This window comes from Nocardioides insulae DSM 17944, assembly GCF_000422825.1.
GTDB classification, from domain to species: domain Bacteria; phylum Actinomycetota; class Actinomycetes; order Propionibacteriales; family Nocardioidaceae; genus Nocardioides; species Nocardioides insulae.
In genome coordinates this window covers 539,532-550,841 of record NZ_AUGU01000014.1, presented here as the reverse complement: position 1 = coordinate 550,841, position 11,310 = coordinate 539,532, and the positions used below count along the sequence as shown (strand labels likewise).

10 protein-coding genes are annotated in these 11,310 nt (G+C 69.4%); 4 read left to right on the top strand and 6 right to left on the bottom strand.

The genetic code is table 11. The features are described 5' to 3' along the window. The coding region (locus G515_RS23590) for a hypothetical protein (RefSeq protein WP_211220964.1) at positions 1-207 on the top strand (207 nt) is incomplete at its 5' end. Positions 208-704: 497 nt separating this feature from the next. Here the strand turns inward: G515_RS23590 and tyrS are convergent. After that, complete coding sequence (gene tyrS / locus G515_RS0106745) at positions 705-1,976, bottom strand: tyrosine--tRNA ligase (RefSeq protein WP_028659546.1); 1,272 nt, start codon at positions 1,974-1,976, stop codon at positions 705-707. Positions 1,977-2,136: 160 nt separating this feature from the next. Here tyrS and G515_RS0106740 point away from each other — a divergent pair, with 160 nt between their 5' ends. Further along, positions 2,137-3,525, top strand: coding sequence for a class II fumarate hydratase (locus G515_RS0106740; protein WP_028659545.1), 1,389 nt, complete (start codon positions 2,137-2,139; stop codon positions 3,523-3,525). Positions 3,526-3,583: 58 nt separating this feature from the next. Here the strand turns inward: G515_RS0106740 and G515_RS0106735 are convergent, their stop codons facing one another. The 3 genes from G515_RS0106735 to G515_RS0106725 form a co-directional block, all read right to left on the bottom strand. Then, on the bottom strand, positions 3,584-4,315 hold the full coding sequence (locus G515_RS0106735; protein WP_028659544.1) for an aggregation-promoting factor C-terminal-like domain-containing protein: 732 nt from the start codon (positions 4,313-4,315) through the stop codon (positions 3,584-3,586). Positions 4,316-4,524: 209 nt separating this feature from the next. Continuing rightward, the gene (phoH2, locus tag G515_RS0106730; protein WP_281168288.1) at positions 4,525-5,805 is read right to left on the bottom strand and encodes an RNA 5'-3' helicase PhoH2; all 1,281 of its coding nucleotides are present in this window, start codon (positions 5,803-5,805) and stop codon (positions 4,525-4,527) included. Between the two features lie 475 nt (positions 5,806-6,280). After that, on the bottom strand, positions 6,281-7,057 hold the full coding sequence (locus G515_RS0106725) for an isoprenyl transferase (RefSeq protein WP_028659542.1): 777 nt from the start codon (positions 7,055-7,057) through the stop codon (positions 6,281-6,283). A gap of 83 nt (positions 7,058-7,140) precedes the next feature. On the opposite strand from G515_RS0106725, the gene trhA reads away from it, so the two are divergent. Continuing rightward, positions 7,141-7,905: a PAQR family membrane homeostasis protein TrhA gene (gene trhA, locus G515_RS0106720; RefSeq protein ID WP_028659541.1), complete on the top strand. Its 765-nt coding sequence runs from the start codon at positions 7,141-7,143 to the stop codon at positions 7,903-7,905. Positions 7,906-7,915: 10 nt separating this feature from the next. Here trhA and G515_RS22545 read toward each other — a convergent pair whose 3' ends face one another. Together G515_RS22545 and G515_RS0106710 are read right to left on the bottom strand one after the other, a co-directional pair. After that, positions 7,916-8,785: a DUF1353 domain-containing protein gene (locus G515_RS22545; protein ID WP_051217948.1), complete on the bottom strand. Its 870-nt coding sequence runs from the start codon at positions 8,783-8,785 to the stop codon at positions 7,916-7,918. Between the two features lie 50 nt (positions 8,786-8,835). Beyond that, complete coding sequence (locus G515_RS0106710; RefSeq protein WP_028659540.1) at positions 8,836-10,821, bottom strand: thioredoxin domain-containing protein; 1,986 nt, start codon at positions 10,819-10,821, stop codon at positions 8,836-8,838. A 357-nt stretch (positions 10,822-11,178) separates the two neighbouring features. Here G515_RS0106710 and G515_RS24000 point away from each other — a divergent pair, with 357 nt between their 5' ends. Continuing rightward, a complete protein-coding gene (locus G515_RS24000) occupies positions 11,179-11,307 on the top strand; it encodes a DUF6361 family protein (protein ID WP_425411228.1) in 129 nt (42 codons plus the stop codon). Positions 11,308-11,310 lie beyond the last annotated feature (3 nt).

Genomic DNA, 11,310 nt, shown 5'->3' with positions numbered 1-11,310 from the left:
CACGCCGCCAGCGTTCGTCCTGAGCCAGGATCAAACTCTCCGTTGAAAAACAACACCCACCAACCAAAAGGCCAGCGAGAAAAAGAGATGCCTGACAAAGAGACACTGACAAAAAAGATCAAACCAAAGTCTGATCAGCCAGAATCATTGTCAAAGAAATCCACCAACCACAACCAACCAAAGTCAGCCATAGTTGACGGGGCATAACAAACTAATTCGTCGACTATTTGACACACTGTTGAGTTCTCAAAGATCAACCACACCCGAAACTCGGCGAAACCCTCACGGCTTCCCTCGCCCTCGGCGTGAGCCCTACTTTATCAGCTCCGTACCGCCTGTCAATTCCGCGGAACTTCGCTTTGGCCTTTTGGAAAAAAGTTCTCGAATCAGATCCGGAAAGCTTTTCCTCAGCTTGGTTAAAGCTTAGCCGATCGCTTTCGAACTTCCAATTCGAGGCGGTTTGTCCTGAGCCACATCCCCTTGGCATTCAAGGCACAGAAAGGAAGACCCGAATTCGGGCCCGGACCTCACATTGCCTGTGTGCCGAGGAGATGGTCTCCCCTGTGCTGCGGACCGTCCGACCGGAGTCAGACTGTCCGCCCTGCTCAGGGCGACCCGGAGAACATTACGGGTTCCGCCGCCCGAAGCCAAATCGGTTCGGCGTGATCCGGGCCACCCCTCGCTGCCTTTGTGGGGACGGTGCTTCAGCGCACCTCGACGCCGGCGAACCTCTTCTTCCCGCGGCGCAGGAGCAACCAGCTGCCGCCGATCAGGTCGGCGTCGCTGACCTGCGCCTCGGGGTCTTCGACGCGAACGTTGTTGAGGTAGGCGCCGCCCTCCTTGATGGTGCGTCGGGCCTCGTTGCGGCTCGCGACCAATCCGGACTCCACGAACAGGTCGACCACCGGCGGCAGACCGCTGCCGGCCTCGACCGTGATCGCACCGGCCTCGCGGAGCGCCGCCGCGAGCGTCGACACACTGAGGTCACGCAACTCCCCGCCACCGAAGAGTGCCGCCGCCGCGGCCTTGGCCTGCTCGGTCTCCTCGGCACCGTGAACGAGCGTGGTCATCTCATCCGCCAGCCGCTTCTGCGCCTGGCGGAGGAACGGCTTCTCCGCATGGGCGGCCTCCAGCTCCTCGATCTCATCCCGGGAGAGGAAGGTGAAGACCCGAAGCAGCTCCCCCACCTTCTCGTCCTCGACGTTCAGCCAGAACTGGTGGAACGCGTACGGCGAGAGCAGTTCCGGGTCGAGCCACAAGGCGCCGCCCTCGGTCTTGCCGTACTTGGTGCCGTCGGACTTGGTCAGCAGCGGAGTGGCGAAGGCGTGCGCATGGCCCGCATCCGCGCGCCGGATCAGCTCCACACCGGCGGTGAGGTTGCCCCACTGGTCCGACCCCCCGAACTGGAGTGCTACGCCGTACTGCCGGTAGAGGCTCAAGAAGTCGAAGGACTGGAGAAGGACGTAGCTGAACTCGGTGTAGGAGATGCCCGCCTCGAGGCGTCGCGCGACCACGTCGCGGGCGAGCATCCGGTTGACCGGGAAGTGCTTGCCGACATCGCGCAGGAAGTCGATCGTCGAGAGCGGAGCGGTCCAGTCGTAGTTGTTGACCATCACCGCGGCGTTCTCCCCCTCGAAGGACAGGAAGGGGGCGATCTGGTCGCGAACGCGCCCGGTCCAGTCCTTGACCGTGTCGAGCGAGTTGAGGGTGCGCTCCCCCGAGTCCCTGGGGTCGCCGATCATGCCGGTGGCGCCGCCGACCAGCGCGTGCGGCTGGTGGCCGGCGAGCTGGAGTCGGCGGGCGGTCAGGATCTGCACGAGGTGTCCCATGTGCAGGCTCGGCGCGGTCGGGTCGAAGCCCACATAGAACTTGACGCTCCCCGCGGTCAGGGCCTCACGCAGCGCGTCGAGGTCCGTCGAGTGGGCGAGGAGTCCCCGCCACTCGAGATCGTCGAGGAGTGTCTTGTCGATGGACACGAGATGCCTTCCGTCGGTACGGCGCCACTGGAGTGATGCAGATGGGGCCGGGCGCGGACACCCCATCGGGACAAGGGTGCCGCATCGGCCGTACCAGCACCGATTCCTTTTGCATCGTGAGGCGCTGCCGGGTGTCAGGGGTCGGCGTTAGCGTCGGGGTATGAGCGACGACGACTTCCGGATCGAGCACGACAGCATGGGGGACGTCCGCGTGCCCCGCGAGGCCCTGTGGCGGGCACAGACCCAGCGGGCGGTCGAGAACTTCCCCATCAGCGGTACGCCGATCGAGCCGGCACTGATCCACGCCATCGGTCGGGTGAAGGCCGCTGCGGCAGCGGTCAACGGACGTCTCGGCGTGATCGGTGCCGCTCAGGCACGCGGGATCGTGGACGCCGCCCGGCAGGTCGCTGCGGGCGAGTACGACGCGGAGTTCCCGATCGATGTCTTCCAGACCGGGTCCGGCACCTCCTCCAACATGAACGCCAACGAGGTCATCGCCGGGCTGGCCGCCCGCGCCGGCGTCGAGGTCCACCCCAACGATCACGTCAACGCCAGCCAGTCCTCCAACGACACCTTCCCCACCGCCGTCCACGTGGCGTGCTCGGTCGCGGTGACCGAGCAGCTCCTGCCGGCCCTCGATGTGCTCGCCTCCTCGCTGGAGCGGAAGGCTGAGGAGTTCGGCGGGCTGGTGAAGTCCGGTCGCACCCATCTCATGGATGCCACTCCGGTGATGCTGGGGCAGGAGTTCGGCGGGTACGCCGCGACCGTGCGCTACGCCGCCGAGCGACTGGACGCCGTGCTCCCCAGGGTGCGCGAGCTGCCGTTGGGCGGCACCGCGGTCGGCACCGGGATCAATACCCCGGCCGGCTTCCCCGACCAGGTGATCGCGGAGATCGCCGAGTCGACCGGGCAGCCGTTCACCGAGGCGCGCAACCACTTCGAGGCGCAGGGGACCCGGGATTCGCTGGTGGAGCTCTCGGGGGTGCTCCGGACCCTTGCCGTGGGGCTGATCAAGATCAACAACGACCTGCGTTGGATGGCCTCGGGGCCGACCACGGGCCTGGCCGAGATCCACCTGCCCGATCTGCAGCCGGGTTCCTCGATCATGCCGGGCAAGGTGAATCCGGTGCTGCCCGAGGCGACCCTGATGGTGTGTTTCCAGGTGATCGGCAACGATGCCGCGGTGACCGCGGCCGGTGCGTCCGGCTCCTTCGAGCTCAACGTCGCCATGCCGGTGATGGCGCGCAACCTGCTGGAGTCGGTGCGCCTGCTCTCCGCCTCCATGCGTGTGCTCGCCGAGCGCTGCGTCGACGGGATCACCGCCGACACCGACCGGATGCGCGCGTACGCCGAGTCGTCGCCGTCCGTGGTGACGCCGCTCAACAAGCACATCGGCTATGAGAGCGCCGCCAAGGTCGCCAAGCAGGCGCTCGCCGACGGCGCCACCATCCGGGAGACCGTGCTGCGGCTCGGCTACGTGGATCGAGGGGAGATCACCGAGGCCCAGCTGGACGAGGCCCTCGACGTGGAGTCGATGACGCATCCCTGAGGGCCTTCCCGGCCCGGGCGGGCAGGGCGAGGCCAGCCGGCCTCGATGGAGAGGAGGGTCAGTACCAACCGTTGGACTCGGAGTGGGACCAGGCACCGCAGGGCGAGCCGTAGCGGTCCTGGATGTAGCCCAGACCCCACTTGATCTGGGTGGCCGGGTTGGTCGCCCAGTCGGAGCCGGCGGAGGCCATCTTGGAGCCCGGCAGCGCCTGCGGGATGCCGTACGCGCTGGAGCTGGGGTTGTCCGCCGAGGTGCTCCAGCCGCTCTCGCGGGTCCACAGGGAATCGAGGCAGCCGAACTGGTCGCCGCTCCAGCCGAAGTCGGAGAGCATCGCGCTGGCGATGTCACGCGGGTCGCCGGTGCTGAGGTCCTCGCGCTCGGTCACCGCGCTGGCGTCTGCGTCCAGGACGGACAATGCCCGGGCCTTGGTGGAGTCGACGGCCTTGCGCCGGTCCTGGGAGCGGGAGACCTCGGTCTCGGACCGCTCCTGGAGCTCCTCGGCCAGTTCGGGGTCGAGCGCGGCCCGCTCGGCACCGCCGTCGGCCGTGGCCTCGGACGTCTCATCGGAGGTGGACCCCGCTGGTGCGGCGGCGGGCAGCGCGGCAGCGACCTGGGTGGTGTCCTGACCGGTCTGGCTCAGGGCGACCCCGCCGCCCACCGTGACGCCCGTGACCGCGACTGCGGTCGAGGACAGGATGAGCGCCTTGCGCAGCGCCTTGCGTGGGGCTGCGGTGAGGGGGTTGTCGACGGGCTGGCGGTGCTTGGGCACGTAGTCGGCGTGCTTGGACAAGGGGATCTCTTCGGTCGGTGTCTCGGGGTACTTCGCGGGGGGTGGTCTCGAGGGGAAGTGCGAGACGCTGGCCGGAAAGCTCGTGCCACCATGCCCGATGCGGTAGGGCCAGGCAAACCCCGGGTCCACATCGGGTCGGTCACAGCTGTGCCCCGGACGGCCCCGTCGATGGGGCTGTCCGGGGCACGTGGGAGCCCGGCGGTACGATGTCAGAGGGTGACGTGCTCCAACAGTTCTGTGACCAGCGCGGCCACCGGCGAGCGCTCCGAGCGGGTGAGCGTGACGTGCGCGAACAACGGGTGTCCCTTGAGCTTCTCGACCACCGCGACGACGCCGTCGTGCCGTCCGACCCGGAGGTTGTCGCGCTGGGCGACGTCATGGGTGAGCACGACCTTGGAGTTGGCGCCGATCCGGGAGAGCACGGTGAGCAGGACGTTGCGCTCCAGCGACTGGGCCTCGTCGACGATGACGAACGAGTCATGCAGGGAACGGCCGCGGATGTGGGTCAGCGGCAGCACCTCGAGCATCCCGCGATCGATGATCTCGTCGATGACCTGCTGCGAGGTGATCGCACCCAGGGTGTCGTAGACGGCCTGACCCCAGGGGCTCATCTTCTCCGACTCGGTGCCCGGCAGGTAGCCGAGCTCCTGGCCGCCCACCGCGAACAACGGCCGGAAGACGACCACCTTCTTGTGCTGGCGCCGCTCCAGCACCGCCTCGAGCCCGGCGCACAGCGCCATCGCGGACTTGCCGGTGCCGGCCCGACCGCCGAGGGAGACGATGCCCACCTCGGGGTCGAGGAGCATCTCCAGCGCGATCCGCTGCTCGGCCGAACGCCCGTGGATGCCGAACGCCTCCCGGTCGCCCCGCACGAGGTGGACCTGCTTGTCCGGACCGACCCGGCCCAGCGCCGTACCTCGATCGGAGAGGATGACCAGACCGGTGTGGCAGGGCAGCTGGCGGGCCTCCTCGGCGTCGAGCACGCCGTCCTCGTACAACTCGTCGACCTGGTCGGCAGGCAGGTCGAGCTCGGTCATCCCGGTGTAGCCGCTCTCGGATTCGGAGATGCCCTCCGCGCGGTACTCCTCGGCCTCGAGTCCGACGGCAGAGGCCTTGATCCGCAGTGGCAGATCCTTGGAGACCAGAACGACCTCGTGGCCCTCCTGGGCGAGGTTCTTGGCGACCGCGAGGATCCGCGTGTCGTTGTCGCCCAGCCGGAAGCCGGAGGGCAGGGCTGCGGTGTCGGTGTGGTTGAGCTCGACCCGCAGGGAGCCGCCCTCCTCCCCGATCGGCACCGGCTGGTCGAGTCGGCCGTTCTCCACCCGCAGATCGTCGAGGGTTCGTAGCGCGGTCCGCGCGAAGAACCCCAACTCCGGATGGTGTCGCTTGCCCTCCAGTTCGGTGATCACCACGACCGGGAGTACGACCTCGTGTTCGGCGAACCGGCGCATCGCACCCGGATCGGCGAGCAGGACGCTGGTGTCCAGCACATAGGTGCGGACGGCCGTCTCCCTGGTTGTGGCGGGCCCCGTGGAACTCCCGGCGGTGGTGGCGCTGGCGTTCGTGTCCTGGGTCGGCACCTGGTTCACCCCTAGCGGGACCGCACGGGCACTCCTCGCCCGGTCCTCAGATCATGCACCGTGGACCGGGAAGGAGCCCGAAGGCCGGAGTGCCGGCCTGGATCGGCTCGGCCGTACACGGCCGACCGAGCGTCAAGATCGTGTGGGTTCACGAACGGGCCTCCCGATACAGCGAGCTTCCCCACTCGCCGATGTTCACGACGCTACGCCGCCCCGGCGACCGGCTCGGGCGACACGCCCGGTACCGAGGACACCGGGAGATGAACAGTGTGTTAGCAGCACGTCACGCACCCGATGGCGCTCGCCTGCGTCGGCCCCGCTCCGCGGCCCGCCTCGACGTGCCAGAACGCCCGACTCGACGTGCCGGGAGGCACGACTCGACGGGTCAGTTGCCGAAGCGACGCTCGCGCTGGGCGTAGGCGCGCAGCGCCCGCAGGAAGTCGACCCGGCGGAAGTCGGGCCAGTAGGCCTCACAGAAGTAGAACTCCGACTTCGCGCTCTGCCACAGCAGGAATCCCCCGAGACGCTGTTCGCCCGAGGTACGGATCACCAGGTCGGGGTCGGGCTGTCCACGGGTGTAGAGGTGGGCGTTGATGTCGTCGACGTCGAGGGAGCGGGCCACCTCCTCCAGGGAGGCGCCACGGTCGGACTGCTCGAGCAACAGGGAACGGACGGCGTCCGCGATCTCCCGGCGCCCGCCGTACCCGACCGCAATGTTGACCAGCATCCCGTCGACGTCGCGGGTGGCCTCCTCGGCCTCCTTGAGACGGGCGACGGTGGAGGTGGGGAGCAGGTCGACCGCACCCACCGGGTGCAGCCGCCACCGCTGCTGGTCGGCGAGGGAGTCGACGGCTTCCTCGATGATCTCCAGCAGGGGCTCGAGTTCACGGGCGGGCCGGTTGAGATTGTCGGTGGAGAGCAGCCACAAGGTGACCACCTCGATGCCGATCTCGTCGCACCAGGTCAGCAGCGGCTCGATGTTGGCGGCGCCGGCCCGGTGGCCGTGCGCGGTGTCCCGGCCGACGGCCTTCGCCCAGCGGCGGTTGCCGTCCAGCATCACGCCCACGTGCTTGGGCAGCTTGTCGCGCTCCAGCCGCCGCACCATCCGTGCCTCGTACGCCGGGTAGAGCACCTTGCGCACGCCACGCTTCCAGTCGACCACGTCCCCAGAATAGGGCCCGCGCGGGTTCCGGTCCGATCGACGCGAGACCCCGGCGGGTTGGTGGGCGTCGCTACAGTGCTGCCATGACGGAGCCGAGGAACGAGTCACTGCGCCAGCGCATGGACCTGCTCTCTGGTTCTCTGCACGAATGGTCGGACTCGGTCCACGACCGGGTGGCCGACAAGGTCGCGGAGGTGAAGCCGAAGCTGCGCGGCTGGCTGCACCTCGCCACCGCGCCCGCGGTGTTCGCGGCCGGCATCGTCCTGATCGCGCTCGCGCCCTCGGGTGCTCCGCGGGTGGGGGCGATCGTGTTCACGGTCAGCGCCCTGCTGCTGTTCAGCGTGTCCGCCCTGTTCCACCGCGGCAGGTGGTCACCCCGGATGCTCACCTGGCTGCGCCGGTGGGACCACGCGAACATCTTCTTGCTGATCGCCGGCTCCTACACGCCGTTCAGTCTGATGCTGCTCGACGGGGTCGCCCAGACGGTGATGCTCTCGGTCGCCTGGGGCGGTGCGATCCTCGGCATGCTGTTCCGGATCTTCTGGACCGAGGCGCCGCGCTGGCTCTACGTGCCCATCTACATCGCCCTGGGGTGGGCAGCGGTCTTCTTCATCCCGGCGTTCTTCGAGGGCGCGGTCGCGCTCGGCGTCGGGCTGGGCATCGCCGTGTTCGTCCTGATCTGCGTGGGCGGGGCGCTCTACACCGTCGGCGGGGTGGTGTACGGCGTCAAGCGGCCCAACCCGTGGCCGCGCTGGTTCGGCTTCCACGAGGTGTTCCACAGCTTCACCGTGCTGGCCTTCATCGCTCACTACGTGAGCGTCTCGATGGCGACCTACTCCCTGCGCTGACCGGCACCGCTCAGGCGGTGCCGACGAACATCACGGCCAGGACGCCGCAGGCCGCGACCACGACTCCGAGCGTCACCAGCAGCGCCGTCGGTCGGTTGCGGGCCAGCCGCTCGGCCCACTGGTAGAGCAGGGTGATCACGACCAGTACCGCGGTGACGTGCAGCAGGACGGCCAGCGCGATCCCGGCGATCGCCCCGGCCACCCGGAAGCGACCCCAGGTGAGTCCCATCAGCAGCGGGATCACCACCGCGGCGGAGAGGCCACCGATGACCTCAGCCCACCAGGCCCGCTCCCCCATCCACCACAGTTGGTCGACGACGTCGAACAGGTCCAGGGTGGCGACCACACCGATCCCGGCGACGAGCAACAGGGTGGCGACCATGACGACCAGATAGCGAAGGTGCCGCGCGCGCGACCAGGCTCCCGAACCGACCCAGATCGTGGCCAGGGTGACGGCCGACCAGATCAGCCAGCGGCGTACGACGCCCACCCGGGTGTCGCGCATCGCCCGCCGGAACACCCGGTCGGCACCGACCCGGTCGATCGGCGCGCCCAGATGTGCCGGCTCGCCGCGGTCGAGCACGAGCGCGTCGTGGATGAGGGCGGCGGCCAGGTGATGGCCGGTCTTGGGGACCAGCCAGGTGAAGACGCTGGGCACCGAGGTGAGGTCGGTGCGGAACGCCGCCAGATCGGCGGGCACCACGATCTCGCCGTACTCCTCGTCGCGATAGCCCAGCCGGCGGTGGAGCGCGAACAGCGTCGGGTCACCGTCGACCGCCTGGCTCAGCTCGATCCGCGCCGAGCCCTCCGGTGCCGGCGGGTCGGTGTCGTCACCGCCGTCGAAGAAGCGCTCCGGCTGTGGTCGCAGGTTCGGGTCCACGACTCCCGATCCAACCCGACCACTCCCGCGCCCGGGTCCGCGGCGCGCCGTCAGGGAGTGGGCAGGTCGGCCACCGAGGTCACCGGGCGCTCACAGACGAAGCCGCGGCACACATACGCCGCCGGGCGGCCCTCGACCGGCGTACGGCCGGAGAGCAGGGGGATGTCGTCGCGGGGTCCGTCGGCCACCACCACGACCGCGCCCGGGAGGCGGCGGGCGTGGTCGGCCAGCGCGTCGCGCTCCTCCCCGGCGGGACCCACGACCGCGATCTCGAGCGGCCCGGTCAGCATCGTGGCCGCGGCCGCGAGCGACCAGCCCGCGAACCGCGGCGCCTGGGCGGCCAACGGGGCGATCGTGGCCACGGCCCGCTCGGCGGCGTCCCGATAGCGGCCCTCGCCGGTGAGCGCGTGCGCGGTGACCAGGGCGTGCAGCAGCGCGGAGAATCCGCTGGGCGAGGCGTTGTCGCTGGGGTCCCGGGGACGGGCGAGCAACTCCTCGGCGTCGGCGGCGGTGTCGTAGAAGCCCCCGTCGTCCGCGGCAAACAGGTCCAGCGCGACGTCGAGCAGCCCGGTCGCCCGCGCGAGCCAGGTCGCCTCCCCGGTCGCCTGGGCGAGCGCCAGGAAGCCGGCCGCCACACACCCGTAGTCCTCCAGGACGCCGGCATGCGGCCCGGCCACGCCATCCCGGGAGACCCGCAGCAGCCGACCGTCGACGAGGTGTACGTCGACCAGCAGCCGGCCAGCCTCGACCGCCGCATCGACGTACCGGGGCTCGTGCAGCAGCAGGCCGGCGTCGACCAGGCCGCTGATCGCCAGCCCGTTCCAGGCGGCCACGATCTTGTCGTCGCGGGCAGGCCGGACCCGTTCCTCACGGGCGGCGAGCAGGCGGCGGCGTACGTCATCGAGGCGGGCGCGGAAGGTCGGGTCGTCGTCCGGCTCGTGCCGGCGCTGCAGGACCGACGTACCGCCCTCGAAGGTGCCGGACGGGGTGACCGCGAAGGTCTGGGCAGCCCAGTTGCCGTCCTCCTTGCCGAGCGCCTCGCGCAGCTGGGCAGGGGTCCAGACATAGAAGCGGCCCTCCTCGCCCTCGCTGTCGGCGTCCAGGGCGGAGGCGAAGCCGCCCTGCTCGGTGCGGAGTTCGCAGAGCAGGAAGTCGGCGGTCTCGCGTGCGACCCGGTCGCCCAGCGGCGTACCGGTGCGGGCGAAGAGGCCGAGCAGTTGAGCGTTGTCGTAGAGCATCTTCTCGAAGTGCGGCACCACCCAGCCGCGGTCGACGCAGTAGCGGGCGAACCCGCCGCCGACCTGGTCGTAGAGCCCACCGCGGGCCAGCGCGGACAGGGTGCGGTTGGTCATGTGCCGGATCCGGCTGTCCTCGATCCCCGCGCCCGGGAGCCGGCGCAGCCACTCCAGCACCATCGTCGGCGGGAACTTGGGCGCCACCCCGAAGCCGCCGGACATCGGGTCGAACTCGTCGGCCAGCTTCTCCAGCGCCGCGCGCATCGTGTCCACGGTGACCGGTGCCACCTCGCCGCTGACCCGGAGCTGCTGAAGGTGGTCTCGTACGCCGGCACCGACCGAGCGGATCTCCTCGCCCCGGTTGGCCCACGCGTCGCTGAGCGCCTGGAGCACCTGGGTGAAGGCCGGCTGGCCCTGCCGTGGCTGGTCGGGGAAGTAGGTGCCGGCGAAGAACGGGTTGCCCTCGTGGTCCAGCACCACCGTCATCGGCCAACCGCCCTGCCCGGTCATCGCCGTGGTCGCCTGCATGTAGACCGCGTCGACGTCCGGCCGCTCCTCCCGGTCGACCTTGATGCTCACGAAGTGCTCGTTGAGGTAGGCCGCCGTCGTCTCGTCCTCGAAGGACTCGTGCGCCATCACGTGGCACCAGTGGCAGGCGGCGTACCCGACGCTCAGCAGGATCGGGACGTTGCGGCGCCGGGCCTCCTCGAAGGCCTCCTGCCCCCACTCCTGCCAGTCGACCGGATTGTCGGCGTGCTGGAGGAGGTAAGGGCTGGTCGCGTGCGCCAGGCGGTTCGGCATGACCCCAGCCTGTCACGCCACCTCGGCAGGCCCGCCCGGCGGCGGCCCACCTATGCGCAGTTCGTGACGCGCCTCGCGCCCATACCCGCGGGCACCCGAGATTCCGACGCCTGGACGGACGCGCCTGCGCCCACGCGCACGCCACCCTCCACGAGCGCGAGGGCATGCCCGGTCATGGAGCCGTCGACGCCCACCCGCGAGCACGGGCGATGAAGGCGGCCATCCAGGCGACGACCATGCCGTGCGCTCGACACGACACCAATAGTTGACGCCTTGACCGTGAGGATCGGATCCGATCTCATGAGATTCGTGGGCTACTTCGGGTGGCTCGACTGCGACGAGTCGTAACGGGTGGCGATGCTCGAGGTCGTCAAGCTTTTCGAGGATTCCTCAACGGTCCACGAACTCGGTATCGGCAGCGTCCGGGACACCTTCGCGAACACGTTCTTCCCAGGAGCCTCGACACTGCACACGCGCGTGAAGTAGATG